This is a genomic window from Streptomyces sp. NBC_00289 (assembly GCF_041435115.1).
Taxonomy (GTDB): domain Bacteria; phylum Actinomycetota; class Actinomycetes; order Streptomycetales; family Streptomycetaceae; genus Streptomyces.
Window position 1 is genome coordinate 1,119,570 of record NZ_CP108046.1, and the last position, 25,391, is coordinate 1,144,960.

Consider the following 25,391-nt stretch of genomic DNA (forward strand, 5'->3'; position numbering starts at 1 on the left):
CGGCAACCCGTCCAGTGCTTTCGCGCGGATCCGGACCACACGAAGGCGCTGTACGGGTGCCGACCACCATGTCACCGGAGGAGACGGATACCGTGTCTGCCCTCCCTGCCGCGACCGAGCAGGCGGGCCACTCTCCTGTGCGAGTTCGGTGCCGAAGGGATCGCGCGCCGCTCGCTGCTTGCCGCGCCTGAACGGTTGCCTTCCAGTGAACGCGCCTGACGTACCTGGTGAGATCGGCAGCGGGGAGGGCTGCGTCTGCCGACTCCGGGCGGGGGCCGGCGTGGCCTTTCACCGGAGAGTGTTCCCCTCGAAGCTCCGCTGACCAATCGCTGCCACGGGTCACCTTGGCCTGCGCCGAACTTCCCGGCAGCAACGATCTGGTGGGACCCCGGTCAGGGACGACGCCTACGGCGTGCCGGGGAGCCGGACGGTGACGAGGAGACCGCCTGCGGGGCGGGGGACGAGGTCGAGGATCCCGTCGTGGGCGCGGACGATGCTGTGCACGATGGCCAGGCCGAGGCCGACTCCGGCGTGTTCGTCGGTCCGTACGCGTTCCGTTGCGCGCTGGAAGGGTTCGGTGAGGGTTGGTACCAGTTCCGGTGCGAGTCGACGGCCCGTGTTCTCGACCCGCAGCACGCTCGTGTCGCCGTACGTCTCGGTGTGGACCGTCACGGTGCCGCCGGTGGGGAGATTGTGGACGATGGCGTTCTGGACGAGGTTCGTCACCATCCGCAGCAGGAGCTCCGCGGAGCCGCCGGCCCGGGCTGCCCCGCCGGTGACGTCGAGCGTGATCCGGCGTTGTTCGGCGAGGGGAAGCAGCGTTTCGGCGGCCTCTTCGGCAATGAGGGAGAGGTCGACGCTCTCCCGGGTGAAGTTTCCGCGGTCACCACGGCTGAGCAGCAGGAGTGCCTCGGTGAGGCCGATCGCCCGCGTATTGACGGCGTGCAGGCGTTCGATGAGTTCGCCCCGGTCCCGCGTGGGATCCTTACGGGCGACATCGAGGAGCGTCCGCGAGATCGCCAGCGGGGTGCGCAGTTCGTGCGAGGCGTTCGCGGCGAACCTCTGCTGCTCGGCGACGTGGGACTCGAGTTGGTCGAGCATCGAGTCGAACGCATCGGAGAGTTCACGGAATTCGTCCTGCCGCCCCTTCATGTGGATCCGGTGGGACAGCGACCCGTTCCCCGCCGTCCGTGCCGCATCCGCGATCTGTGTGAGGGGCGCGAGCATCCGGCCGGCGAGGATCCATCCCCCCAGGAGGCCGAACAGGAGCAGGAAGAGCATCGCCACGGCCGCGGCGGGGACGAAGGTGTGGAGAAGGAGGTAGCGGTTGGGTGAGACCCCGAGAAGACCTTGGGAGTTGTCGGGTACGTAGCGCAGCAGGAACACCCAGACCACGCTCAGCAGGAGCGCGCCGGCGAGGGCGAGGAATCCGACATAGCTGAGGGTGAGTTTCAGTCGGGCGCTGAAGCCTGGGCGCCTACGCATGCGTACTGCCGGGATCGGTGGTGTCCTTGCCGTGGGCGATGGCGCCCATACCGGTGTCGATCCGGTAGCCGACGCCGGACACCGTGGCGATGACCCATGGTTCGCCGAGCCGTTTGCGCAGCGCGGAGACGGTGATGCGCACGGCGTTGGTGAGGGGGTCGGCGTTCTCGTCCCAGGCCCGCTCCAGCAGTTCTTCGGCGCTGACGACCCCGCCCTCGGAGGCGACGAGAACCTCCAGCACGGCGAACTGTTTGCGGGTGAGGGCGACGTAGCGTCCGTCTCGGAAGACCTCGCGGCGGAAGGGGTCGAGCCTCAGGCCCGCGATCTCGCGGACCGGAGGCCGCGCATACGCGCGTCTGCGGTCGAGCGCCCTCAGCCGCAGGACCAGCTCCCGCAGCTCGAACGGTTTGGTGAGGTAGTCGTCGGCGCCGAGCCCGAACCCGGAAGCCTTGTCGTCGATCCGGTCGGCTGCGGTGAGCATGAGGATCGGGATGCCGCTGCCGGAGGCGACGATGTGCCGGGCGACCTCGTCGCCGGAGGGGCCGGGGATGTCGCGGTCGAGGACCGCGAGGTCGTAGGAGTTGACGCCGAGCAGTTCCAGGGCAGAGTCGCCGTCGCCGGCGATGTCGGCGGCGATCGCCTCCAGCCGCAGACCGTCACGGACGGCCTCGGCCAGGTAGGGCTCGTCCTCCACGATCAGTACGCGCATGTCCCCAGCCTAAGTGGTCTGAGTCGTAAGTCCTTCGGGGGTTGACTTCGGAGCTGGTTGTGGGTGTGCGCGGTCAGGTGTCGAGGGCGGTGAGGTGGAGGTGGCAGGCGGTGTCGAGGGCGTCCTCGGGGGTGCCGCTTGCGCTGCCGGTGGGCAGGAGGGCGTCCTGGTAGCGGTCGCTGGCCGGGTCGTGCGGGGCGAAGCCCCAGCGGCTCGCGGTGCCGTGGTAGCGCAGGCGCATCAGCTTGATGCACTCGCCGTCGGCCAGTTCGCCTTCCACGTAGGCGAACTGGCCCCGGTGGCGGACGTGGAGGCCGGCCAGCTGCGGCCAGGCGGCCTGGGCGCGCATATTCAGGTACAGCTCAAGCTGGAGCCGGGTATGTTCCGAGGGCGTTGGCACAGCGGACATCCTGCCGCAGGGCCGGGGACCGGGATGCGGCAGGATGCGGCCTGTCCTGATCCACTTCTCGTGATCGGCATGTCTGCCTTGCCCGTTGCCTCCGCCTGCCCGATCACTCTGACCGCCTCCGAGCGCAAGCGGCTCAAGACCATGGCCTACGGTCACAAAACCGAGCACCGGCACCGCCAGCGCGCCCAGGTCGTCCTGCACGCGGCCCGGAACCGCTCCAACGCCCGCATCGCCCGGGAGACCAGGCTGCACCTGGACACCGTCCGCACCTGGCGCGGCCGATTTGCCGGGCACCGGCTGCCCGCCCTGTCCGACCGCAAGCGCTCCGGCCGTCCGGCCTCCTTCACGCCGCTGCAGGCCGCCCAGGTCAAGGCCCTGGCCTGTCAGCTGCCCGCCGAGAGCGGGATGCCGCTGTCGCGCTGGTCGGCCCCGGAGCTGGCCCGCGAGGTCGTCGCCCGCGCCATCGCCGGCGCGATCTCCGCCTCCACCGTGCGGCGTTGGCTCAAGCAGGACGCGCTCAAGCCCTGGCAGTACCAGTCCTGGATCTTCATCACCGACCCCGCCTTCCGCTCCAGGGCCGAGCGCGTGCTCGACCTCTATGCCCGCATCTGGAACGGCGAAGCGCTCGGCGCGGACGAGTACGTGATCAGTGCGGATGAGAAGACCTCCGTCCAGGCCCGCTGCCGCTGCCACCCCACCCTGGCCCCTGGGCAGGCCAGGGCGATGCGGGTGAACCACACCTACGGACGCGGTGGAGCGCTGGCCTACCTGGCCGCCTACGACGTCCACCACGCGAAGATCTTCGGCCGCTGCGAGCCGAGAACCGGCATCGCCCCGTTCATGGCCCTGGTCGACCAGGTCATGACCCAAGAGCCCTACGCCAGCGCGAAACGCGTGTTCTGGGTCGTGGACAACGGCTCCTCCCACCGCGGCAAGAAGGCCGCCGGCCGGCTCACCGCCGCCCACCCGAACGCGGTCCTCGTCCACACCCCGGTCCACGCCTCCTGGTTAAACCAGGTGGAGATCTACTTCTCCGTCGTGCAGCGCAAGGTCGTCTCGCCCAACGACTTCACCGACCTCAACGAGGTCGAGAACCGGCTCCGAGCCTTCGAAGACCGCTACAACGCCACGGCACAGCCGTTCCAATGGAGGTGCACCACCTCCGACCTGGACGATCTGCTGGCCAGGCTCGACCGGCACACCGCCGATCACCCAGAAGAATCCTCCGCGACGCCGGAAACATGATCAACCCCCGAAGGACTTACGACTCAGACCACTAAGCAGGGCACCATATCGCCGACGTATGCAAAGACGTGTGCACACCGGACACGCGACTCACCCTGCCCGCGCCGGCGCCGGGCGAGGCTGGTCCGACGGCACTTCGGCCGTCGTACGCCGCCAGGGGCGCGACGCCAGCGCGGCCAGCACGGCGCCGGCGGCGTTGACCAGTACGTCGTCCACGGAGGACACCCGGTCCAGCCGCAGGACGTACTGTGCGGTTTCGACCAGGACCGAGCAGCCCGCCCCAAGGGCCAGGATCCGCGGCACGGACGCCAGCGCCGAGAACCGCATCGGTGCGAAGAATCCCAGGGCCGCGAAGACCAGCAGGTTACCGACGATTCCGGGCGGCCCCATCGTGACCAGGTCCCGCAGCGGTACCAGGCTCACCCGGGCGGGCACGGTGCCGGCCCCGGCACCCGGCATCATGGTCATCCACACGAACGGCACCGTTCCGTGGACCATCCCCACCTCGGCCAGCGACATCCGCCACGCCGATGTGTCGCCGGCGGCACGCCGACAGCGCGCCAGAACCCACGCCACCAGCACCGCCACCGGCAGCGCGACCAATGTCATGAGCACCACTCCGTTGAACGTGTCGTAGCAGCCGTGCCACCGCCCGGCCATGCACATCGGAGCGGACATCATGAACGGCCGCCGTACGACGAGCACGGCGCTCGCCATGCCGAGGATCACCAGGCTGAGAAGCAGGATCCCGCGCGTGCGGCGGGGCGGTGCTGACATGGATGCGTCGTGGCTCATGCCCTCATTGGAGACGGAGGGCCGTTGCGGCGGCGTATGCGATTTTCAATACGCCCGCCATACCCGAAGTCCCTGCCATCAAGGAACTGGCGCAAGCCGACGGCGAGATGGTCCCACCGCTTAACAGACCGCGGCATCGCCGACCTACCCGGCACATGAGCGTGCCGACAACACCCGTAGATCATTTACGGCACGTCGCTCACTTCTGGAGAACGTGAGCCGGCTCCGTACCTGGAAAATGCGCGAACGGGAGGGTCCGCATGGCGCGTTGACCGCACTAGTGGACCTGATGGGGGCTGCTGTCGGGTTCGGCTCACGTGCGACCTCTCGCCCGTCCCGCTCCTTCAGCGGCGGGTTGGCCGCAGGCGCTCGATGCGGTCGAGGTCGCCGGTGAGCAGGTCGCGGTGGCTGATGGTGAAGTCTCCGTTGGGCAGCTTCTGCTCGGGTCCGTAGTGCCGGCCCGCGACGGCGGCGGGGAGGAAAGCGCGCAGGCTATGGCGCATGTCCCCGGGATACGTGACGGGTGCGCCCCAGTCTGAGGGGGCCCGGTCGGTGGCGAGCAGGACCCAGTGGTCGACGGGCACGGCGGCGTCGAGGTCCGGCGCAGTTCCGGTGTGGCTGTCCAGGGCCGGCACTGTCAGTCGGTCGGGGTCGAGGGGCGAGTACCACATCAGCAAGGGCTTGGCGCGTTGCGCGTCGGCGTTGTCGAAGCAGCACACGGCGATGGTGTGGTCGGGGAAGTGGTCGGCGTAGACGCACCCTCTCCGCTACGGCCTCCTGCTCCTCGGGTCGGCAGCCCGGCTCGGCTCGTCCGCACCCTGCCGTCACAAGCTCAGCAGCAGGTCCCTGACCGCGGCGGGCCGGGACAGGAACGGGTGATGGCCGGTGTCGAGTTCGACGACGCTGCCGGCCCGGCGGGCGAACTCGTGCTGCAGGCGCGGCGGGGTGCCGCGGTCCTGGGCGCAGACGAGGTACGTCGAGGGCACCTGCTGCCATGCGGCCGCCCCGACCACCTGCCCGGTCACCTGCACGCTCTGCCGGGCGAGGTGGTCCGCCGCCCGCACCTGGACCGTGGGGTCGCAGTCCTGCAGGAACGTGTCGACGAGGAGCTCTGCGCGGACCTCGAAGGTGCCGGTGTCTGGGTCGACGTCGAGGAAGGGGGCGGGGCTGCCGTCCCCGAACTCCGACAGGCTCTGCCCGACCTCGGGCAGGTAGCTTGAGATCAGCAGCAGGTGGCGTACCGACCCGATTCCCGCGGCGGCTTCCGCGGTGATGATGCCGCCGTAGCTGTGGGCGACCACAACGGTCGGCTCATCCCCGTCCTCCAGGACCTGCCGCACCGCGGCAACGTCCTCGGACAACCCCGGACCGTCTGCGCCTGCGGGCAGGCCCGCCTCGCCGCAGCTCGGCAGCGCCGGAGCCACGCTCGGCACACCTCGCTCCCGCAGCAGCTCGGCGGTGCGGTGCCACCACCACGACCCGTCCCGTACGCACGCCCCATGCACGAACACGACCCTCATCGCTGCCTCCACGTCTGCTGTGAGCAACCACGTCTGCTGTGAGCACCTTTCGATCAACGGTAGACGTAGTAGTCGTTACGTGAAAAATTCGGGGCGTGGGCAGACGACCGCAACCGCACATCAAGGACAGGCTGCTGGACGCCTGCGCCGATCACGCCCTCGCGCACGGTCTCCCCGACCGGCTCGAGCCGCTGGCCACCGCCACCGGCACCTCGGCCCGCATGCTGATCTATCACTTCGGCACCCGTGACGCCCTGCTGCGGGCCGTTCTCGGGCACGCGCGACAACGTCAACTCGACGCATTCGGGGACCTCCTGCGGGCGCGACCCGACGAGCCCTACACCGCGACCCTCAACCGCGCCTGGACCTCCATCACCGGCCCGGACGGGCAGCCGTACCTGCGGATGTTCGGTCAACTGCGCGAGAGCGCAGTGCAGCAGCTGTGGCCCGACTTCCGGCGCACGGCGACGACCGACTGGCTCGGGCCGCTCGAGGACGGCCTGCGCAGCATCGGCCGACCGGAGCTCGCGACGCTCGTCCTCGCTGTCATCCGCGGCCTCATCATGGACCTCGACGCCACCGGCGACACCACCCGCACCGACCGGGCCTTCCGTGACTTCGTCACCACAGTCGAGCAACTGTCCAGCGGCGACAGCTCAACCGCCCACCGCTCCGAGGAGCGCGCAGGCAGCGGCACTACCAGCACCGACACGGCGTCGGACACGTAGTGCTGCGTCGTCTACCGATCGCCCAGGTCGCAGGCTCGACGCGCGGCTGGCATGCGGGGGCCAAGCGTTCTCACACCGCCCCCGGCGGCCGAGGTGGCGCCAATCGGTATCTGGTGCCCGGCCTCGTCACGGGGCAAGCCGCCAACCTCACGGGACAAGGGCGGCCGAGCCAACCGCGATCAGCACCAATCCCGCGGTGACCGTGACACGCGGGCCGGCGCGCGCCGCGATCCGCGGGGACACCGGGCGGCTTCGTCACCGACGACGGGCGAGGCCTCTCACCGAGCCTGGCTCAAGGTCATCGCACCGCAATAGCGGGTGGCGACGTTTCGACTCCCGCGTGCGGGACGAGGCGGCATCGCCTCCCACCAGCCGGGGAAGATCAGCCGGCGGCGTTCTGTGCTGCTGAAGCCCGGGCCCGAATTGCCTTTCGGGTTGAGCCACCGGCGGCTAACGTTCGGGGGCAGCGAGTGATCCACGAGGAGCGAAGACATGGTCGGTCGTCCGAGCGCGCGTTGACGTTGTAGGCCGTGATCGGCCTGTCATCGCGTGCTGCCCTTGATGTTGCGGCACAGCGAGCCTTCTCCTGCCTGAACCGTCGGCGCACATGTCGTGTGCCCGGTAGCCGGCCTCGTTGTCGGCAACCCAAGGAACCCTGATGCCGTCCGCCTCCTGCCCCGTATCCGATTCCGGTCGCCCTGTTCCGTCAAGCCTGTGGCGGGACGGCGACTTCCGCAGACTCTGGGTGGGGCAGAGCGTCTCCCAACTCGGGGAACACGCAAGCCTGGTGGTTCTTCCGCTCTTCGCCGTCCTGACACTCGACTCCAGTGCCGACGACCTGGGCCTACTGCGCGCCGTAGGCCAGGCCCCGGTCCTGTTGCTCTCGCTCTTCGTCGGCGCGTGGGTGGACGGCTGGCGGACCCGCACAGTCATGGTGCTGACGGACGCCGGCCGGACCCTGGTCCTGGGTGCCGCCGCCGTGGCCGGGCTCTTCGGCTGGCTCGACCTGCCCGCGCTTCTCGTGGCCGCCTTCGCCGTCGGGGCCCTGTCCGTGTTCTTCGACGTGGCCTACCAGGCGTCACTCGTACGGCTGGTGCGACGGGATCAGCTGGTACGGGGCAACAGCGCCCTCGAGAGCAGCCGTTCCGCGGCTCAGATCGGCGGTCCCGCCCTCGGCGGAGCGTTGGTGTCCCTGCTGTCGGCCCCGATCGCTGCTGCCTCCGGCGCGCTGTTCTTCGCGCTGTCGTTCCTGTCCATCCGAGGCATCCGTCGGGTCGAATCGACTCCGGAACGTCTGGAACCTCGCCCTCGGGTCTGGCAGCGGATCCACGAGGGTCTCCGCTTCGTCGTCAGCGATACCTCGCTGCGGACCGTGTGCCTGGCCTCGGCCGCCTTCCAGTTCTCCTTCGCCGCCGTGATGACCGGCTACCTGCTCTTCCTGCCGCGGGAACTGCACCTGTCCGCCACCGCCGTCGGGCTGGCACTCGCGGCGACGGGACCGGGCGCGCTCCTGGGTTCCATGCTGGCCGCCCGCCTGCCGAACCGGTTCGGGTACGGCCCGGTGCTCGTGGCCGCGGCGGCAGTGGGCGATGGGGCGTTTCTGTGTGTACCCGCATTGCACGGCTCCTCTGCGGTGACCGTTCTCGCGCTCCTTGCGGTCAACTTAGTGTTCGGGGTCGGCGGCCAGTTGGTGAACGTCATGATCATGGCCGTCCGGCAGACCGTCACCCCAGACGGGATGCAAGGCCGCGTGGCCGCGACGATCACGTTTGTCGGCATGGGAATGTCCCCACTCGGCTCCCTGCTCGGCGGATTGCTCGCGCAGGAATGGGGGCCGCGCACCAGCCTCTTGGCCACGGCCGCAGGCATGATGCTGTCCCCCATGGTGATGGCTCTGTCTCCGCTGGCGGGGCTTGGAAAGACGCTTCCGGCCACGCAGGACACACCGCCGAAGGCCAGTCCGCGCCTCCCCCGCGCGTGAGTACACGGCAACCAATTCATGAGACGGTGATGTGGATCACTCTGCGGCTACCTAGGGTCGGGCGTACGCGATCATGATCGGAATGGACGCTTGTTTCCTTGGCATCGGTGATCTGGTCGAAGCGCCGTCCGTGGCGGTCGTGGTCGACGTTATGCGTGCTTTCACCGTGGCTGCCTGGGCCTTTGCCCAGGGGGCGGAAAAGATCGTTCTCGCTGAGTCGCTGGACGAAGCCCTGGCGCTCAAGGCTCGCAACCCGGACTGGGTGGCACTCAAAGACGGTCCCCCCGCGCCCGGGTTCGAACTGGTCAACTCGCCTGGACTGCTGCGGTCTGTGGACCTTGGCGGACAGACCGTCGTACAGAAGACCACCGCAGGGACGGTCGGCGCCCTCGCGGTCAAGGAGGCCTCGCTGGTGCTGTGCGCCAGCTTCGTGGTGGCGGAGGCAACGGCTCGGCTCTTGCGGACGCGCAGGAGTGACAGTGTCACGTTCGTGGTCACCGGCGAAGACGGGCAGGCCGATGAAGATCTGGCGTGTGCTCAGTACATCGCTAGAAGGGCCACGGAGGCCGGGACGAATGCTGCTGAGTTCGTCCGCCGGGCTGCCGAGTCACATGCCGCCGCCGAGTTGGCGGAGGGTGTGCGTGAAGGAGTCCACTCTGATGACGTTGCCCTCTGCCTTGAGGTCGACCGGTTCCCCTTTGCCATGCTGGCGACCTTGGAAGGTTCGCTCATGGTCGTCCGTCCGCAGCGGCTCGGCTCGTAGCGTTTGCATGTGACCGGGGAGAAGTGAGACAGAGGGCGCCTTCGCCCGCCGGCTGACTGCTGAGGACGCGAGGCGGCAACTCCCGGACACCCTCGGCCCTTCCCGCAGCTGGGCTGAGCCTCTACTCCCGCTCAGACGCTGCCTGGAGGCGGTGTTCTCTGGGGGAATGGCCGTAGGCGACGCGGAAGGCGCGGGTGAAGTCGGAGGCTCGAGCGAATCCCCAGCGACCAGCGATGACATGGATGGGTGTGGTGCGCATCGAGGGGTCCGTCAAGTCGCGGTGGGCACCCTCCAGCCGCAGGTTGCGGATCCCTGCGGCGACCGTTTCGCCTGGCGACTGCTGCTGAAAAATACGGTGCAGATAGCTGAGGGATATGTGAAGCGCGGCGGCGATCGCAGGTGGGGTCAGCTCAGGGTCATGCAGGTTCTGACGGATGAACGCATGGATGCGCCGCGCCGTGGCTCGCTGACGGGTCTCCTGCGGCAGGGCGGCTTCCGCGTCCAGTGTCTGGGCGAGCCAGGCCGAGATCAGGTCGAGTGCGACCGTGCCCAGGCGTGGTGCATCGCAGGGTTGGAGGGTTTCCGCCTGTCGGACCAGGCCGACGAGGAACTCCGTCAGCAGCGCCCCGACGCCCTCTCGTCCCGACAGTCCCCGGCCCAGTACCTCGCGGACCCGGTGTGGTGGCAGAGGCAGCAGCGCCTTGGGGAAGTCCACGCCCACGCCCTTGAAGACGCGGGACTCCTGGTTGTCCAGGGACCGCAGGTCCCACGGTTGTGAGCTGTCGGCCAGATGTAGGTCATACGTGCGGAACGTGTTGGTCCGGCTGGCGTGTTCGAGAGCCATCTCTCCGTCGAGCAGCAGCGTCAGGTGATACAGCCCGGGGTCAGACTGCCGCACCATTTTCGGGCTCCGCCGGAAACGCGTCGGCAGGAACGACGCCTGCATCACCGTCGCCGGCCCCAGCTCCAGCAGCTGTAGCTCCCCCCAGAACTGGGCCGAGTAGGGGCTGATGAAGTCGGTCGAGCGAGTCCGGCTGATCAGTTCCCGCCAGTAGTCGAACCGGTCTGCCGTCGGCACGTCCTCGCTTTGGAACACGGTCCCGATCATTTGCGTCCCACTCCCCCATGCCCTATCAGACGCTCCCACCCGCATCCGTCCCTATGAAGATCATGTCAGTTCCGGCGACAGGGCGGCCAGGACAGCTCTCCGAAAAGCTGGGTGGCCGTCATCACCCGCCCGGTAGCTGCACTGCCAGATCGGCCAGGGTTCGCAGCCGCCCGTCGGGGGTGCTTCAGGTAGGTGCCCTGCGACCGGCTGGGGCGAGCTGAACCACGAGGGCGTCCCCGCACTCCCGATCCGGCTTACGTAAACCGGTGCCGCGCTCCTACAGGACCTGAGCTGTGCGAGCCGACGAGAGCCAGCTGGGGAACTCGTGCAGCAGCCGGTCGTAGAGGAGATCGTCGCCTACGGTGCGGGGATCACGGCCGGCGTGGAAGAAGCCCGCGTTGTCGACGATGCGATGTCCGGGCACGGCCAGGTCGTCGAGACGGCGGAGAAAGGCGAACTCGTTGTCGTCGGGATCACCGAACCCGACGAACTGCCAGAACAGTGGGAGACGGGCAGCCTTGCACAGGTAACGTTCGGCGGCGAACTTGCTGGTCGGCCCGCCGTCGGTCTGGAAGATCACCAGGGCCGGCGCCTCACTGCCGGAAGCCAGATAGTGGTCGATGACATCGTCCATGGCCCAGTGGTAGTTCGTCCGACCCATGTGACCAAGGTTCTCGTGCAGCTTGTTGATACGGCCACGATGTCTTCCGAGCCTGAGATCAGTGGATCCGTCGACGTCGGTGGAGAAGAACACCACCGGCACCGTGCCGTCGTCATCGAGATGAGCGGACAGGGAAAGGACCTGCTCACCAAGATGCTGCATGGTGCCGTCCTTGTAGTAGGGCCGCATCGAACCCGAGCGATCCAGCACGAGATACACAGCAGCACGCACTCCCTCGAGACCGTGCGCGCGCACACTGGATCCGGCCGACTTGTAAAGACTCACCAAGTCCGGGGCCTGCGCCTGCATCTTGGACAGACTGATCGCCGGCGCCTCGTTCTGAACCCTGCCCATGGTCTCCACTCCTGTGTCGCGTGACGCCCTCATCCTCGCGGTCGAGGTGATCCCGCGAGTCGAACTTCTCCAACGAGCCCCCACGCTCGTCGGGCGTGTGCCCTGGGCCCCGGGTCCCTCGACACCACGCCCCTCTCGTCGCCGTCGCCGTTGAGGACACCCTCGACGTCGTCATCGAAATTGGCACCATGGCGGGGCGAGTCGAACACGCGGGCGCCGTCTGACTGGTGCCGGCCGCGGGACAGCGCCCCGTCCCTCGCAGCATCCGACTGCCGGACGCGAGCGACCCCAGAGCACGCAGTCAGTCCTGAGCGCCTGCGGACAGCAGGCCGAACGGGCGAAGGTCCTCGCGACGCAGTGGCGAGATTGGGGCTTACGCGGTCAGCTGCTCACGTACGTTGTGAACAGAGTTGGCCGGTCTGACGCCGCCTTCGGGCCGGCTGATCTCGGCCCACACCGCGTCGAGGGAGAGGCCGAGGACATCGGCGATCGCCGCGATGGTCGGGAAGGCGGGGGTGGCCACGCGGCCCGACTCGATCTTCCGGAGGGTCTCCGGCGAGATACGTGCGTCGAGCGCGGTATCGATCATCGAGCGCTCTCCCCTGGCCCGACGCAAGAGGGCGCCGAGGCGCTGTCCGCGTTCGACCTCTGCGGGAGTGAGCGGCAACCTGACCATGACTCCGATTCTAGTACCGGTACAGTATTACCGGTATAGTTATTGGTTGCATGAGAAGGGCGCCGCATGATCGAGATCCTGAACCCCACCCTGTTGGCCCGAGCAAAAGACACAGGCACCCTGGTCGCTGACATCCTGCAGACGCTGAAGAGCCGTAGCGCGATCGGCACGAACCTTCTGGACATCGACCGGTGGGCCAAGGCCATGATTGTCGAGGCGGGAGCAGTGTCCTGTTACGTCGACTACGAGCCGTCCTTCGGACGCGGCCCGTTCGGCCATTACATCTGCACGGCCGTCAACGACGCGGTGCTCCACGGGCGGCCGTACGACTACACGCTGGCCGACGGCGATCTGCTGACGCTCGACCTCGCCGTCGCCCAAGGCGGAGTGGCTGCGGACGCTGCCATCAGTTTCATCGTGGGCGACACAAAGCCCCCGGAGAGCGTCGCGATGATCAGTGCGACCGAACGCGCACTGGCCGCAGGCATCGCCGCCGCCGGGCCCGGGGCTCGCATCGGCGACATCTCCCATGCCATCGGCACGGTTCTGAGCGAGGCGGGGTACCCGATCAACACCGAGTTCGGAGGCCATGGCATCGGATCAACCATGCACCAGGACCCGCACGTCTCGAACACCGGACGACCTGGCCGTGGATACAAACTGCGTCCTGGGCTGCTGCTGGCACTGGAGCCGTGGGTGATGGCGGACACCGCCGAACTCGTCACTGACACCGACGGGTGGACGCTCCGAAGCGCGACAGGCTGCCGGACAGCCCACAGCGAGCACACGATCGCCATCACGGACGACGGAGCCGAAATCCTCACCTTGCCGAAGCGCGCACAGCCGTGACGTCGGAGCCATGTGTTGATCTCGTCCAAGCACCGAACTGCCCTGGGCCGGCGCGTTCATGACGCTGGGTGGTCGTCCTCGTGGACCGGACGGGGGCGGCTCTCGACTCCGTGAGCGGTGCTGCTTAGGATCAAGGCACGGCATCGCGTGTCGGTCACCGGCTGGGTGAGGCATGGAGGTGCCCGTGAGACTGCCTTGCGGAGGCATTCCACACATGCCAGTCGAGTTGAACCACACCATCATCCATGCCCGGGACAACCGGGAGTCGGCCGAGTTCCTGGCGCACATCCTGGGGCTCGAGGTCGGGACCGAGTGGGGTCCGTTCATTCCCGTGGCCACCAGCAACGGGGTCACCCTGGACTTCGCCGCCATCCCCGCGGAGTCGATCGTCATGCAGCACTATGCGTTCCTCGTGTCCGACGAAGAGTTCGACGCGGCTTTCGCGCGTATCCAGCAGGCCGGAATCACGTACTACGCCGATCCGCATCTGAAGCAGCCCGGAGAGATCAACCACCACCACGGTGGGCGCGGACTGTACTTCAAGGATCCGTCCGGGCATGGCATGGAGATCATCACACGGCCCTACAGCAGCCACTAGGAGCCGACGGCATCGCCAGACAGTGGCAGGCCAGGGGCACCCCTGGCCTGCCACTTTGTGGGCGGAGTTCCGGCCGCTGCGCCGAGCACCGCGAGGTGATCGCCTGTGCCGTGAGGTGTGCGTACTGGTACGGCGACGGTGACCACTTCTCACGGCGCGGCTGGATCGTCGCTTTCCTGCTGGCTGTACTCACCTTCGGCGCCGGACTGGCGTCGCGCACCGAGCCAGGCATGGGGCCAAAGGTTGGCAACGTCGCGTGCAGCCACTGGCGCGGCGCCCGTAGCTGCCTTCCTCCCCCGCACGGTCCAATCCCATCAGGACCACGAACCCGGCCCGTGAGGCTGGTGACTGGTCCGCCGGATGACGCGGGCTCGGCGCCCCGTGGCAGGGGGTGTCCGCCTTCGAACTGGCCCTCGATGCCCGGGAACCGCTTCCATTTCGGCAGGGAAATGTCGTGGTTGGACACTTTGCGACAAGGGGTCCGCACCAGGCCTCATTGATGCTGAGATGTCGCATGGACCCAGGCAAGCGCAAGGCGCAGCCCCGCACGGCCCCCGTGGCTGAGGAACCGTTTCGGGCGCTGCTGGAGGCGGCTCCCGACGCGATGGTGATCGTGGACGACTCCGGGGTGATCCGCCTGGTCAATGCCCAGACCGAGGCCTTGTTCGGTCATCCTCGCCACGAACTGCTCGGCCGCCCGATCGAGATTCTGGTTCCGCAGCGCTTCCGGGCCCAGCATCCGGGACACCGTGCCGGCTACTCCGGCAACCAGCAGGTCCGTCCGATGGGAGCCAGCCTCGAACTGTACGGGCTGCGCCGCGACGGGGCCGAGTTCCCGGTCGAGATCAGCCTCAGCCCGCTGCAGACCCCCGACGGACTACTGATCTCCGCCGCGGTGCGTGACGTCAGCGAGCGCAAGGCCGCCGAAGCGCGCTTCCGCGCCCTGCTGGAGGCGGCTCCCGATGCCATCGTCATCGTGGATGACACCGGCACCATCCAGCTCGTCAACGCTCAGACCGAAGCCCTGTTCGGCTATCGGCGCGAAGAACTCCTGGGACGCCCGGTCGAAGTACTGGTCCCCCAGAGGTTCCACCACCATCATCCCGCCCACCGCCACGGCTACGTCGACAACCGCCGCGTGCGCCCCATGGGCGCCGGCCTGGACCTGTACGGGCTGCGCAAGGACGGAGTCGAGTTCCCGGTCGAGATCAGCCTCAGCCCCCTGGAAACTCCGGACGGCACCCTGGTCTCCGCCGCCATCCGCGACGTCAGCGAGCGCAAGAAGGCCGAAGCCCAACTCGCCGAACTGTACGAGCAGCAGCGCCACGTCGCCCTGACTCTGCAACGCAGCCTGATGGGCTCACCCGCCCCGCTGCCCGGCATGGACACCTCCAGCCGCTATTTCCCCGCACGCCAGGGGCTCGGCGTGGGCGGGGACTGGTTCGACCTGATCGCACTGGGTGGCGGTCGCATGGGGGTACTGATAGGTGACGTCATGGGGCGCGGCCTGGAGGCCGCCGCCGTAATGGGCCAACTCCGCTCGGCCTCGCACGCGTTGGCCAAGACAGGCATGCCCCCCTGGCAGCTGATGCGAGCCCTGGACGCGGTCGTCAGCGAACTGCCCGACCAGCTCGTCACCTGCTGCTACCTGGTACTGGACCCCGACGAGAGCACCCTGACCGTGTGCTCCGCCGGACACCTGCCAGTACTACTCGTAGACCCCACCGGGCAGGTCCGCAGACTCCCGGTTCCCGTCAGCGTGCCCCTGGGCGTCGGTGAAGTGCCCCACCAGGAGACCCGGCTGACCGTCCCGCCGGCCTCAGTACTGGCGCTGTACACCGACGGTCTGGTCGAAACCCCCACCAGCGACATCGAGTTGCAGATCGACGCCCTCGCCATCGCCCTGGAGAAAGCCGTCGCCGACACTTCCTGCCTGGAGCGGGCCGCCGACTCCGTACTCACCGCACTGCTGCCCGACCCCCAGGACTACGCCGACGACGTCACCCTCCTCCTGACCCGTATTCCCCCCGCTCCGGTGACCGCGCTGTCCGCGCTCCTGCCCGCCCAACCGGTCAGCGTGAGGGAAGGACGCCGCTTCCTGCGCCGCACACTGCACGACTGGCACTGCGACGATCTCACCGACACGGCCTGCCTGCTGGCCTCCGAACTCATGGCCAACTCGGTGCGCCACGCATGCGACCCACTGCGCCTGCGCATGCGCCGCACCAGGGACGAACTGCACATCGAGGTCTGCGACGGCAGCCCGGTCCTGCCCCAGGCCAGGACCGCGAGTGCTGATGAGGAGTCAGGCCGTGGACTGGTCCTGCTCGACCAGCTGGCCTCGGCCTGGGGCACGCTGCCCACCCAGGAAGGCAAAGCCGTGTGGTTCTCACTCCCCCTGCCCACCTCCGCCCGCCACCCGGAAGAGAACAGACCGGGCGCCGCGGACCACTTGTCGAGTGCATCCTCTCCGCCTTGAAGGGAGGGGAGGGTTCCATCTTGCCGACAGCGACTCCCAGGGGGCGGCTGCTTCGGCCCTTCCCCCGTCAGGGGTCCGCTGCGCGACACGCAGGGCCCAGATGACGAAGCCGTAGATCGCGATCAGGATCAGCGACCAGGCGGGGTGGTACGGAATCGATCAGGCTGGCCGTGCCGGTGACCACGACGCTCCAGCCGGAGTGGGGCGTGAGGTACGTGCGCGGGCAGCTGTTGCGCGCCGGAGTCGCGGCCCGGCGTATCCGCTACGAAGTCTTCTGCCCGGACCTGTGGTTGCCCGGCAGCCCGACCGCCTGAGTGGTACCGGAGGCCCCCGCCGCACCGTCGAGCAGCCAGGCGCATGGGTGTCGCGGCGGCGCGACCGTCGCCCGCGGGCAACGAAGGCCTGCGACAACGTCACGGAGTTGGGCAGGATCGAGGCGCGCGCACGCGGCCAGGACCGCCGGGATCCGCCGAGGGAGCGCGCGTGCAGGGCTTGTCGGCGGGTCCTCTGATACCGCCTGTCAGGTCCTGACAGCTGTCGACGACCGCTGTCAGCGTGCTGTCCGCCGGCTGTCAGCGGGGCCCGGCATCGTCATGGTCATCGAGAACGACGAGGACCTGACGAGGAGTTGTTGAACATGGCGTACGCGATCCGGGCCGAGGGACTGGTCAAGAAGTACGGCGACTTCACCGCGCTGGACGGCGTCGACCTGGAGGTCCCGGCCGGCAAGGTCGTCGGCGTCCTGGGCCCCAACGGCGCCGGCAAGACCACCACCGTGCGGATCCTGGCCACGCTGATGCGCCCCGATGGCGGACATGCCACCATCGGCGGCCACGACATCGTCAAGGACCCGGTCAGGGTCCGGCAGCTGATCGGGCTGACCGGTCAGTACGCCTCCGTGGACGAGACCCTGTCAGGCACCGAGAACCTCGTGCTCATCGGGCGGCTGCTCGGCCTGTCCCGGCGCGACGCGAGGGCGCGGGCCGCCGAGCTCCTGGAGAACTTCTCCCTCGCCGAGGCGGCCCGCAAGCCGATCACCACCTTCTCCGGTGGTATGCGACGGCGTCTGGACCTGGCCGCCTCCCTGGTCGGCCGGCCTCACGTGCTTTTCCTGGACGAGCCCACCACCGGCCTGGACCCGCACGCCCGGCAGGAAGTCTGGGATGTCGTCAGGCAGTTGGTCGCCGACGGCTCCACGGTGCTGCTCACCACCCAGTACCTGGAGGAGGCCGACCAGCTCGCCGACTCCATCACCGTCTTCGACAAGGGCCGCACGGTCGCCGAAGGCCGGCCCGGTGAGCTCAAGCGCCGCGTCGGCGGCCAGATCCTCCAGGTCCGGCCCACCGTGGCCGCCGATGTACCGCAGGTCGCGGGGATCCTCGCCGAGCTGACCGGACACGCCCCCGCCCAGGACTCCGGCGTACTCACCGTGCCGGCCGACGACCCGCTGGTCGTCGCCGCGGTCGCTCGCCGTCTGGATGGCGCCGGCATCACCGCCGACGAACTCGGCCTGCGGCTGCCCAGCCTGGACGAGGTCTTCCTCGCCCTGACCGGACACGCGCCCGCCGTCACCGACGACCAGCCCGTCGCCGTATGAGCCACCGGCTCCCCCGTTCCGCGCAGACTCCCGAGAGGACCCCGTCATGAGCACCCAGCCCCTCACCGCCCACGCAGAGCTCTCCAGCCGTATCGGCCTCGCGCAGACCGCCCAGCACAGCTTCGCCCTCGCCGGCCGGGGCGTCACCAAGTTCGCGAAGTCGCCGATCCAGCTGGTCGATGTGATCCTCACTCCGATCATCAGCCTGCTGATGTTCGTCTACCTCTTCGGGGACGCCATGTCCGGCGGCGACACCGACCGCTACCTGCAACTCGTCACCCCCGGCGTCATGGTCATGGCCGTCTTCCAGGCCAGTGTCGGCATCGGCGCCTCGCTCTGCGCGGACGCCAGTACCGGAATCTTCGACCGGTTCCGCAGCCTGCCGATCGCCCGCTCCAGCCCTCTGATCGGCGCCGTTCTCGCCGACATCGTCCGCTACGTCGTCTGTCTGGGCACCCTGGTCGTCCTGGCCCTGGTCATGGGCTACCGCGTCGAGACCGGGCCGGTCGCCTCGCTCGCCGCGCTCGCCCTGCTCGTCGGCTTCGCCCTCAGCTTCTCCTGGATCTCGGTGTACCTCGGCATGCTGATCAAGAACCCCGCCTCCGTCCAGGGGCTGATGACCATCCTGATCCTGCCGCTCACCTTCGCCAGCAACGTCTTCGTCCCCAGGGACGACATGGCCGGCTGGCTCCAGGCCTGGTCCGACGTCAACCCCGTCTCCCTGGTGGCCGACGCGGTCCGCGGCCTGCTCAACGGTGGCCCGGTCGCCTCCTCCCTGGCCGGCACCTTCGCCTGGATGGCCGGAGTGGTCGTGGTCTTCTTCCCGCTGGCCATGCGCGCCTACCGCAAGAACGCCGGCTGATCCTCATGATCCTCCGGTGACACGGCCCGGCCGGGTGGGGTCCGCACCCAGAGTGCGGACCCCACCCGGCCTGTCCGCATGACCGCTCGCGCCTCGGCCGTACGACCGCACGCCTCGGCCGTATGACCGCACGCGCCTCGACCGTGTAACCGCACGCCTCGGCCGCATGACCGCACGCGCCTCGTCCGTGTAACCGCACGCCTCGGCCGCATGACCGCACGCGCCTCGTCCGTGTAACCGCACGCCTCGGCCGCATGACCGCACGCGCCTCGTCCGTGTAACCGCACGCCTCGGCCGCATGACCGCACGCGCCTCGTCCGTATGACCGCACGCGGATCGTCACATCCGCGGTTCCGCGCGCAAGGTCTCCGCCTCCAGCCATCGCAGCGCGTCCTCGCGGGAGTACTCGGCCCCCGGCTCGTACGCCTTCTTGAAGCCCTCCTCGCCCAGAGTGGCCACGATGCGGTCGACCAGCTCGCACCACTCCGGCTCGCCCCAGTCGAAGGCGCCGCGCATCACCTGGCTCATGCCGAGCGACCTGGCTCCCTCCTCGGGAGCGCCCTCCAAAGTCCGCAGTGCGCCGAGCAGTTCCGCCACCCAGGCCAGCGCGGCGCCCGCTCCCTGGCCGAACAGCGCGCCGGCCGCCTCGGGCAGCAGGGCCCTGGCCCGCACGGCGTCCCCCTCGGCGAGACGGTTCTCGATGCGGGTGCTGACGATCAGGTCGCGGGCCAGTCCCCTGAGGGAGGGGCGCCGGGCGCTCAGCGCCTCGAGCCGGTCGAGGGTCGCGTCGGACTGTGCCAGGTCACCGGCCCTGCGGTGCACATTGGCCAGGCCCACGAGGATGTTGGCCTCCAGGCGCAGCTGTCCACGCTCGCGGGCCAGCCGGTGGGCGGCGTGCAGATCGCGGAAGGCGCCTGCCAGATCGCCGCTGCGCCGGCGTTCGCGGGCGAGTCGGGCCTTGCTGAGGTAGAGGTAGTCCTCGGTGCCGAGTTCGGAGCTGAGTGCCACGGTCCGTTCGAAGGTGGCGATGGCCTGGGGGTACTCGCCGCGCAGGGAGTGGTCGCGGCCGATCGGGAACAGGCTCATCACGATCCCCCAGCGGTCGCCCACCTCCTCGAAGCCGCGCAAGGCCTCGATCCGGGATCCGGCGCCGGTGACCAGGTCGCCCTGTTCGGTGAGGGCGAAGTCGCGTGCCAGGTGGGCGCTGGCCCGCACCCACGGGTCGGGCGAGTCGAGGGGATCCCGGCCCACGGTCTCGCCCGGTCCTGACGCGCTTGCGGGGAAGGAGACCTGGGACATCCGCAGGAGCAGTACGGCCGGGTGGAACTCGCGTGCCGTCGCCGACTCGCCCTCGGCGGCCGGACGTTCGCTGCCGCCTGCGCGTGTCGAATCCCGTGTCTGTGGGGAATCCGGCTCCGTGGCCGCAGCCGGATATGTGGCGAGCTGAGTGCTCATCCCCCTGATCCCCCAGTACCAGTACATCGCCCCGGCGAAGCGTGCGGCCAGGTTCTTGTCCCGGGCGTCGGCGACCGAGCGCAGCGCGAGCACCAGGTTGTCGTGTTCGGTGTCGAAGACCTCGATCGCACGCAGTTGCTCCCCGGTACGGAGGCGGGGTTCGTGCTCTTCCGCGAGGGCCAGGAAGTACGCGGCATAGCGCTTGGTGACGGCATCTGCCGACTCGGCGTCGGCGAGCTGCCTCGCCGCGTACGCGCGTACCGTCTCAAGCATCCGGTAGCGCGGCTCGCCCACCCCTTCGCCGACGGTGTGGACCAGCGATTTCTCGACCAGGGCGTCGAGGACGTAGGGGATGTCGGCGGCCGGAAGCGACGGGTCCCCGCAGACCGCTTCGAGCGCGGGGACGGTCGCTCCGCCCGGGAAAACCGACAGTCTGCGGGCGAGAATCCGCTCGGGTTCGTCGAGCAGGTCCCAGCTCCACTCGACCAGCGCGAGCAGGGTGCGCTGGCGGGGCAGAGCGGTGCGGCTGCCCGAGGCGAGGAGGCGGAAGCGGTCGTCGAGGCGGCTCGCGACCTGCTCGACGCTCATCGATCGGAGCTTCGCCGCGGCCAGTTCGAGGGCGAGCGGCATCCCGTCGAGCCGTCGGCAGATTTCGACCACGGCGTCGAGGACGGAGTCGTCGAGCGTGAAGTCCGGCCGGACTCCGGCGGCCCGGTCGACGAAGAGGCGGACGGCGGGCGACTGCGCGGCCTCGGCGGGCTCCGGTGACCCGGTCGGCATGGCGAGGGGGCCGAGGTGGCACAGAGACTCGCCGGTGATCGCGAGGGCCTCACGGCTGGTGGCGAGAATGCGCAACTCTGGTGATGCGTCGAGGAGTTCGGTGGTGAGTTCGGCCGCCGCCTCGACGAGATGCTCGCAGTTGTCGAGCAACAGCAGGGCGTCGCCGCTGCCGAGGAGTCCGGCCATGCGCTCGACCGGGATGTCCCGCTGCCCCTGGCCGGCGTCGTAGAGGCGGCCGTCGGTGGAGCTGAGGGCGCCGAGTACCGCGTCGGCCAGCTGGTCCGGTGCGCTCACACCGGCGAGCGGCACGAACCAGACCCGGCCGCGTGCGTGGGCGCCGTCACGGGTGGCCGCTTCGAGGGCAAGCCGGGTCTTGCCCGCACCGCCGGGGCCGACGATCGTGACCAGCCGACTGCGGTCCAACTGCTTCGCAAGCAGGTCCAGTTCACTGGTCCGGCCGACGAAGCTGGTCAGCCGGGCCGGGAGGCGGCTCGGGGCGGCCTCGGTCCGCTCGGCGGGCGTCACCAACTCACCCCGCAGCAGGACCAGGTGGACCTCCCGCAGTTCGGCCGACGGATCGACGCCGAGTTCCTCGCCGAGCCGCTTGCGTATCGCCTCGTACACCGCGAGCGCGTCGGACTGCCGTCCGGCCGCGGACAGCGCCCGCATCCGCAGTCCGGCAACCCTCTCGCTCAACGGCCGTTCAGCACCAGCCGTTTCGAGGTCGGCCAGCACCTCCCTGTGCCGCCCGAGCCGCAGCTCGGCATCGCAGCGGTCCTCGGCCGCCGCGGTCCGCAGATCATCCAGCCGGGTCGCGACGGGCCCGGCGAACGGGGCGTCGAGGACATCGGCGAGCGCCGCGCCCTGCCACAGCCCGAGCCCCGTTGTGAACAGCGAGGCCGCCTCATCGACCCGACCGGCCGCGAGTGCCCGCCTGCCCTGCGCGGTCAGATCCTCGAAACGGTGAACGTCCACGTCCTCCGCCTGTACCGAGAGCCGGTAGCCGCCGGGCGCGGACTCCACCGCCGCGGACCCGCGCAGCGCCCTGCGCAGCCGGGACACCAGCGCCTGCAGCGCGTTGGCCGCGTCGGCGGGCGGCTCCTCTCCCCACAGGCCGTCGACGAGCGAATCGACGGACACCGCCCGACCGTATTCGAGCGCGAGCCTGGCGACGAGCATCCGCAGCCGGACGCCACCCACCACGATCGGCGTCGCATCGTCGGCGTACACCTGTATCGGTCCAAGCAGCACTACGCGCACCACCACGGCCTCCCCCTCCGGACCGACCGGCCCCTCCCGTGTCGATCATCCCTCCAACGCCGGGTCAGCATCACCCAACTGACGCCGCTGGTAAAGGCCCTTCGGCACCAGGACGCCCCTGTCGAGGCAGCTCCACCGGACCTGGCTGGTACGTGACAGATGGCCGAACCGAATCCCCACCGCATGCGGCGAGAACCAGCCACGGGCAGCCCCCGCCCGATCCACCGGACCCGGCGGACACCTGCGGGTCCTAGGCCGATGATTCGGCGGACCGGCCGGGCCATCGGGTGAAACGGCGCAGTCCCCGCCGTGTGGGCTTGAGGGGCTTGTCCTCGGGGGCGAGCGGCCCCTGGCCTGCGGTCAGGGCCGGTGCCGCGGCCGAGGGCGGCATCGACCGCCCGCCCTGTTCGAGCCGGCTCCGGACGGCCTGGGCCATGGCCTGGTGGGACGGTTCCAGCAGCAGACCCTCCGCGGACAGCCGCTCCCACATGTGCAGCAGCTCCTGTCCCCGGGTGGCCACCTGCCTCTCGTCCATCAGCCGCTGCCACGCCGCGGTGGCGCGCGCCACATCGGGCGCCGCCCGGTTCAGGTCGGTGCGGGAGCGGATGCGCGCGACGGTCAGCGCGAGGGTGATGGAGAGCGTGTAGTCGCTGCGCAGATAGGCGAGGTACGCCTCGATCGCCCGTGCCTCCAGCGAGAGTTCGTCCTCCGCGCCCCTGCGCAGCGTGAGGTGTTCCCGCAGCGCGCTGGCGAGGACGAACGCGGCGTGGAGCTCCTCGTGCTGCGCGTGCTGGATGATGCGCTCGACGCGGGCGAGCGGAGGGAACGCCTCCTCTTCCGCGGCGGTGCGCTCGAGCCCTGGCGGCAGGTCGTCCTCGTCGGCGATGGTCCGGCTCGACCCGTCGGGATACACGCGCAGGCGTGCCACCTGCTGCGCGGTGCGGTCGATGACCGTGGCCGCCACCGGGGCCCCCAGGGTGCGGGCGAACATGGCGACGGCGTCGAGAATCGCCTCGTTGGGCTGCCGTCTGCCGCCCATCTCCAGCAGATGGCCGTTGACCACCGTCGACCCGTCCTCGGCCACGTAGGCGTCGAGACGGATCAGCGGCGGTGCGCTGAGCGCGGGCAGGCGCCCCTCGTCACGGGGTGTCAGCGAGTGGGACATCCGGTCAGACTCCAGGTCGGACGACACCGAGAATGGACATGGAGGCGGCCGGCGCGGTCGTGACCGTGCGTCCGGGCCGTGGGGCGTGGACGATCTGCCCACCCCCGATGTACATGCCCACGTGCGTGGCGTCGCTGTAGTAGATGATCAGGTCTCCGGGCTGCGCGGACGCCAGGCCGACCCGGGTCAGTCCCTGCCACTGCGCCTGCGACGTACGGGGTATGGGGTGACCGGCCGCCGCCCACGCCGCGGAGGTGAGTCCCGAGCAGTCGTACGAGGAGGGGCCCACGGCGCCCCACACGTACGGTTTGCCGATCTGCGCCATCGCGAAGTCGACGGCCTTCCCGGCCGCTCCGCTCGCCTTCGTCCCGCTGCCGCCCGCGCCGGTCCCGGTCGAGGTACCGCCGCCGCCCGCGCCGGTGCCTGTCCACTTGGACCTGGCCTCCTTCGCCTTTTCCTTCTCCAACTGGGCCAGCTTACGGGTCTGTTCCTTCTCAAGCCCCGACTCGATCTGCTCGGCCTCGGCGATCTTCACCTCGATCTTCTGCTTCGCCTCGGCTTTGTCCGCGCGGCTGCTGTTCAGCTCCCGCAGCTCCTTCGCGGCGGTGTCGGTCTGCCGGCTCAGCTGCGCGCGGGCGGTTTGCTGGGTTTCTGAGACGTTGACCAGGCTCCGCAGGGCCTGTCGGGCCTGGGATGCCTCGTCCAGGGCCTGGTCGGGGTGGTCGCCGAGCAGCAACTGAATGCCCGTGGCGGCGAGATCGCCCCCGCGGTACTGCGTCCGGGCGGCCGCCCCCGCGAGGTCGTGCAGATCGTCCACCCGGCTCTCGGCGCGGGCCAGGCCCTTCTTGAGCGACGTCAGCCGCTTCTCCTGCTTGGCCGCCTTCTCGTCCGCGGCGTTGTACGCCTCGGTGGCCACCTCCGCCTCGCGGTAGAGGCCGTCCAGTTCGGCGCGGATGTCCTCGATCGACTTGTCGCCCTGCGGGTCGGGTTCGCTCGGCGTCGCGTAACTCGGCCCAGGTATCAGGGCGATCGCTAAGAGGAGGGTTGCCGTGGTGACCCGACTCCGCAGCCGTCGGCCGCCGGTCGACACGTTCATGAGCGCTCCACTTTCAGAGGTCGCGTGCATGCGGCTCGGATGGACGACCTGCCCATCGCCGTCGCCACCGCGATGTGTACGGAGGACCGTTCAAGTCTCGAACACACTACCGTCACACGAACGGCTGACCCCACTAGGCCCGCGCGTGTCAACCTGCGCGCAGGCAACTTCTTCACCGCCGCGACGAGGAGCGGGCGTTGGTGCCGGTGCCGGCCTGCGGGTGGCCTGTTCTTGGCCACCCGCAGACGTCCTCAACTCCGGCGGCGACTCCGCCCTCGACGGCTGAAAATCGATTCGTTCGTGCTCGCCTCGTCAGGTACGGTCGCGTGATTGTTTTCTGCCGGGGAGCCCACGAGGTACGCGCGTGGTCCCCCCGCGGTTCCCAGGCTGAAAGTGGGTTTCGTCCATGGCATGTCGTATCGGTGAGCTCGTGCTCGGTTGCCGCGACCCTGAGGTGCTGGCGCGGTTCTGGTGCGAGGTCCTGGACTTCGTCGTGCTCGATCGCGAGGACGACGGCTCGATGGAGATCGGGCCGCGCGAAGGGTTCGGCGGTCCACAGCCGACGATCTTCCTCAGTCGCAGGGACGAGCCGGAGAAGGGGAAATCCCGGCTGCACATCGACGTCAATGCCACCGACCGCGATCAGGACGCCGAGCTCGAACGCCTTCTGCAGCTTGGTGCTCGCCCGGCGGACATCGGTCAGACCGGGGACGAGCAGTGGCATGTCCTGGCCGACCCCGAAGGCAACGAGTTCTGCCTGCTCAAGGCCCGCCTCGCCCCACTCTGACGCTCACCGGTCACGCCTCCGCACCGGGC

23 protein-coding genes are annotated in these 25,391 nt (G+C 69.3%); 11 read left to right on the forward strand and 12 right to left on the reverse strand.

What is annotated here, in order from left to right:
• Positions 1–405: 405 nt before the first annotated feature.
• The 3 genes from OG985_RS05785 to OG985_RS05795 form a co-directional block, all read right to left on the reverse strand.
• The gene (locus OG985_RS05785) at positions 406–1,485 is read right to left on the reverse strand and encodes a sensor histidine kinase (RefSeq protein WP_371667123.1); all 1,080 of its coding nucleotides are present in this window, start codon (positions 1,483–1,485) and stop codon (positions 406–408) included.
• Positions 1,478–2,194 carry a response regulator transcription factor gene (locus OG985_RS05790; protein WP_371667124.1) on the reverse strand — a complete coding sequence of 239 codons (717 nt, stop codon included), beginning with the start codon at positions 2,192–2,194 and terminating at the stop codon, positions 1,478–1,480. The genes OG985_RS05785 and OG985_RS05790 overlap by 8 nt, the downstream gene beginning before the upstream one ends.
• Positions 2,195–2,267: 73 nt before the next feature.
• Positions 2,268–2,594 carry a hypothetical protein gene (locus tag OG985_RS05795; protein ID WP_371666639.1) on the reverse strand — a complete coding sequence of 109 codons (327 nt, stop codon included), beginning with the start codon at positions 2,592–2,594 and terminating at the stop codon, positions 2,268–2,270.
• A 78-nt stretch (positions 2,595–2,672) separates the two neighbouring features.
• On the opposite strand from OG985_RS05795, the gene OG985_RS05800 reads away from it, so the two are divergent.
• A complete protein-coding gene (locus OG985_RS05800) occupies positions 2,673–3,848 on the forward strand; it encodes an IS630 family transposase (protein ID WP_371666640.1) in 1,176 nt (391 codons plus the stop codon).
• A 90-nt stretch (positions 3,849–3,938) separates the two neighbouring features.
• Here OG985_RS05800 and OG985_RS05805 read toward each other — a convergent pair whose 3' ends face one another.
• The 3 genes from OG985_RS05805 to OG985_RS05815 form a co-directional block, all read right to left on the reverse strand.
• Positions 3,939–4,643, reverse strand: a complete 705-nt coding sequence (locus OG985_RS05805; RefSeq protein WP_371667125.1) for a VanZ family protein — start codon at positions 4,641–4,643, stop codon at positions 3,939–3,941.
• 344 nt (positions 4,644–4,987) lie between these two features.
• Positions 4,988–5,362 carry a hypothetical protein gene (locus OG985_RS05810; protein ID WP_371667126.1) on the reverse strand — a complete coding sequence of 125 codons (375 nt, stop codon included), beginning with the start codon at positions 5,360–5,362 and terminating at the stop codon, positions 4,988–4,990.
• Positions 5,363–5,467: 105 nt separating this feature from the next.
• Positions 5,468–6,163, reverse strand: a complete 696-nt coding sequence (locus OG985_RS05815) for an alpha/beta fold hydrolase (RefSeq protein ID WP_371667127.1) — start codon at positions 6,161–6,163, stop codon at positions 5,468–5,470.
• Between the two features lie 95 nt (positions 6,164–6,258).
• On the opposite strand from OG985_RS05815, the gene OG985_RS05820 reads away from it, so the two are divergent.
• From OG985_RS05820 to OG985_RS05830, 3 genes are all read left to right on the forward strand, one after another.
• Positions 6,259–6,891 carry a TetR/AcrR family transcriptional regulator gene (locus tag OG985_RS05820; RefSeq protein ID WP_371667128.1) on the forward strand — a complete coding sequence of 211 codons (633 nt, stop codon included), beginning with the start codon at positions 6,259–6,261 and terminating at the stop codon, positions 6,889–6,891.
• 658 nt (positions 6,892–7,549) lie between these two features.
• On the forward strand, positions 7,550–8,872 hold the full coding sequence (locus OG985_RS05825) for an MFS transporter (protein WP_371667129.1): 1,323 nt from the start codon (positions 7,550–7,552) through the stop codon (positions 8,870–8,872).
• A gap of 82 nt (positions 8,873–8,954) precedes the next feature.
• Positions 8,955–9,635 (forward strand): 2-phosphosulfolactate phosphatase, encoded by a 681-nt coding sequence (locus OG985_RS05830; RefSeq protein WP_371674269.1) that lies wholly within the window; start codon positions 8,955–8,957, stop codon positions 9,633–9,635.
• Between the two features lie 121 nt (positions 9,636–9,756).
• Here OG985_RS05830 and OG985_RS05835 read toward each other — a convergent pair whose 3' ends face one another.
• The 3 genes from OG985_RS05835 to OG985_RS05845 form a co-directional block, all read right to left on the reverse strand.
• Positions 9,757–10,743, reverse strand: coding sequence for a helix-turn-helix domain-containing protein (locus OG985_RS05835; protein WP_371667130.1), 987 nt, complete (start codon positions 10,741–10,743; stop codon positions 9,757–9,759).
• A gap of 277 nt (positions 10,744–11,020) precedes the next feature.
• The gene (locus OG985_RS05840; RefSeq protein ID WP_371667131.1) at positions 11,021–11,758 is read right to left on the reverse strand and encodes a VWA domain-containing protein; all 738 of its coding nucleotides are present in this window, start codon (positions 11,756–11,758) and stop codon (positions 11,021–11,023) included.
• Between the two features lie 373 nt (positions 11,759–12,131).
• The gene (locus OG985_RS05845) at positions 12,132–12,434 is read right to left on the reverse strand and encodes a helix-turn-helix domain-containing protein (protein WP_371667132.1); all 303 of its coding nucleotides are present in this window, start codon (positions 12,432–12,434) and stop codon (positions 12,132–12,134) included.
• Positions 12,435–12,500: 66 nt separating this feature from the next.
• On the opposite strand from OG985_RS05845, the gene map reads away from it, so the two are divergent.
• The 6 genes from map to OG985_RS05875 all read left to right on the forward strand — a co-directional run bounded on the left by map (position 12,501) and on the right by OG985_RS05875 (position 18,819).
• On the forward strand, positions 12,501–13,283 hold the full coding sequence (map, locus tag OG985_RS05850) for a type I methionyl aminopeptidase (RefSeq protein ID WP_371667133.1): 783 nt from the start codon (positions 12,501–12,503) through the stop codon (positions 13,281–13,283).
• Positions 13,284–13,497: 214 nt separating this feature from the next.
• The gene (locus tag OG985_RS05855) at positions 13,498–13,881 is read left to right on the forward strand and encodes a VOC family protein (RefSeq protein ID WP_371667134.1); all 384 of its coding nucleotides are present in this window, start codon (positions 13,498–13,500) and stop codon (positions 13,879–13,881) included.
• A gap of 514 nt (positions 13,882–14,395) precedes the next feature.
• Entirely contained in the window at positions 14,396–16,360 is a 1,965-nt protein-coding gene (locus OG985_RS05860) for a PAS domain S-box protein (RefSeq protein WP_371667135.1), read from the forward strand.
• A 176-nt stretch (positions 16,361–16,536) separates the two neighbouring features.
• A complete protein-coding gene (locus tag OG985_RS05865) occupies positions 16,537–16,674 on the forward strand; it encodes a hypothetical protein (RefSeq protein ID WP_371667136.1) in 138 nt (45 codons plus the stop codon).
• A gap of 323 nt (positions 16,675–16,997) precedes the next feature.
• Positions 16,998–17,957: an ATP-binding cassette domain-containing protein gene (locus OG985_RS05870; protein WP_371667137.1), complete on the forward strand. Its 960-nt coding sequence runs from the start codon at positions 16,998–17,000 to the stop codon at positions 17,955–17,957.
• Between the two features lie 46 nt (positions 17,958–18,003).
• Entirely contained in the window at positions 18,004–18,819 is an 816-nt protein-coding gene (locus OG985_RS05875) for an ABC transporter permease (RefSeq protein WP_371667138.1), read from the forward strand.
• A gap of 339 nt (positions 18,820–19,158) precedes the next feature.
• Here OG985_RS05875 and OG985_RS05880 read toward each other — a convergent pair whose 3' ends face one another.
• From OG985_RS05880 to OG985_RS05890, 3 genes are all read right to left on the reverse strand, one after another.
• Positions 19,159–22,320 (reverse strand): BTAD domain-containing putative transcriptional regulator, encoded by a 3,162-nt coding sequence (locus OG985_RS05880; RefSeq protein WP_371667139.1) that lies wholly within the window; start codon positions 22,318–22,320, stop codon positions 19,159–19,161.
• Positions 22,321–22,564: 244 nt separating this feature from the next.
• Positions 22,565–23,479: a hypothetical protein gene (locus OG985_RS05885; protein WP_371667140.1), complete on the reverse strand. Its 915-nt coding sequence runs from the start codon at positions 23,477–23,479 to the stop codon at positions 22,565–22,567.
• A 4-nt stretch (positions 23,480–23,483) separates the two neighbouring features.
• Positions 23,484–24,575 carry an NlpC/P60 family protein gene (locus OG985_RS05890; protein ID WP_371667142.1) on the reverse strand — a complete coding sequence of 364 codons (1,092 nt, stop codon included), beginning with the start codon at positions 24,573–24,575 and terminating at the stop codon, positions 23,484–23,486.
• A gap of 406 nt (positions 24,576–24,981) precedes the next feature.
• Between OG985_RS05890 and OG985_RS05895 the strand changes: the two genes are divergently transcribed.
• Positions 24,982–25,362, forward strand: coding sequence for a VOC family protein (locus OG985_RS05895; RefSeq protein WP_371667143.1), 381 nt, complete (start codon positions 24,982–24,984; stop codon positions 25,360–25,362).
• The last annotated feature ends 29 nt before the right edge of the window (positions 25,363–25,391 follow it).

Bases quoted from the DNA above. Each gene is read 5' to 3' on its own strand.
- OG985_RS05840 (WP_371667131.1), bottom strand. From the start codon at position 11,758: ATGGGCAGGGTTCAGAACGAGGCGCCGGCGATCAGTCTGTCCAAGATG.
- OG985_RS05825 (WP_371667129.1), top strand. From the start codon at position 7,550: ATGCCGTCCGCCTCCTGCCCCGTATCCGATTCCGGTCGCCCTGTTCCG.
- OG985_RS05875 (WP_371667138.1), top strand. From the start codon at position 18,004: ATGAGCACCCAGCCCCTCACCGCCCACGCAGAGCTCTCCAGCCGTATC.
- OG985_RS05890 (WP_371667142.1), bottom strand. From the start codon at position 24,575: ATGAACGTGTCGACCGGCGGCCGACGGCTGCGGAGTCGGGTCACCACG.
- OG985_RS05800 (WP_371666640.1), top strand. From the start codon at position 2,673: ATGTCTGCCTTGCCCGTTGCCTCCGCCTGCCCGATCACTCTGACCGCC.
- OG985_RS05785 (WP_371667123.1), bottom strand. From the start codon at position 1,485: ATGCGTAGGCGCCCAGGCTTCAGCGCCCGACTGAAACTCACCCTCAGC.
- OG985_RS05885 (WP_371667140.1), bottom strand. From the start codon at position 23,479: ATGTCCCACTCGCTGACACCCCGTGACGAGGGGCGCCTGCCCGCGCTC.
- OG985_RS05790 (WP_371667124.1), bottom strand. From the start codon at position 2,194: ATGCGCGTACTGATCGTGGAGGACGAGCCCTACCTGGCCGAGGCCGTC.
- OG985_RS05845 (WP_371667132.1), bottom strand. From the start codon at position 12,434: ATGGTCAGGTTGCCGCTCACTCCCGCAGAGGTCGAACGCGGACAGCGC.
- OG985_RS05805 (WP_371667125.1), bottom strand. From the start codon at position 4,643: ATGAGCCACGACGCATCCATGTCAGCACCGCCCCGCCGCACGCGCGGG.
- OG985_RS05815 (WP_371667127.1), bottom strand. From the start codon at position 6,163: ATGAGGGTCGTGTTCGTGCATGGGGCGTGCGTACGGGACGGGTCGTGG.
- OG985_RS05860 (WP_371667135.1), top strand. From the start codon at position 14,396: ATGGACCCAGGCAAGCGCAAGGCGCAGCCCCGCACGGCCCCCGTGGCT.
- OG985_RS05870 (WP_371667137.1), top strand. From the start codon at position 16,998: ATGGCGTACGCGATCCGGGCCGAGGGACTGGTCAAGAAGTACGGCGAC.
- OG985_RS05835 (WP_371667130.1), bottom strand. From the start codon at position 10,743: ATGATCGGGACCGTGTTCCAAAGCGAGGACGTGCCGACGGCAGACCGG.
- OG985_RS05855 (WP_371667134.1), top strand. From the start codon at position 13,498: ATGCCAGTCGAGTTGAACCACACCATCATCCATGCCCGGGACAACCGG.
- OG985_RS05830 (WP_371674269.1), top strand. From the start codon at position 8,955: ATGGACGCTTGTTTCCTTGGCATCGGTGATCTGGTCGAAGCGCCGTCC.
- OG985_RS05895 (WP_371667143.1), top strand. From the start codon at position 24,982: ATGGCATGTCGTATCGGTGAGCTCGTGCTCGGTTGCCGCGACCCTGAG.
- map (WP_371667133.1), top strand. From the start codon at position 12,501: ATGATCGAGATCCTGAACCCCACCCTGTTGGCCCGAGCAAAAGACACA.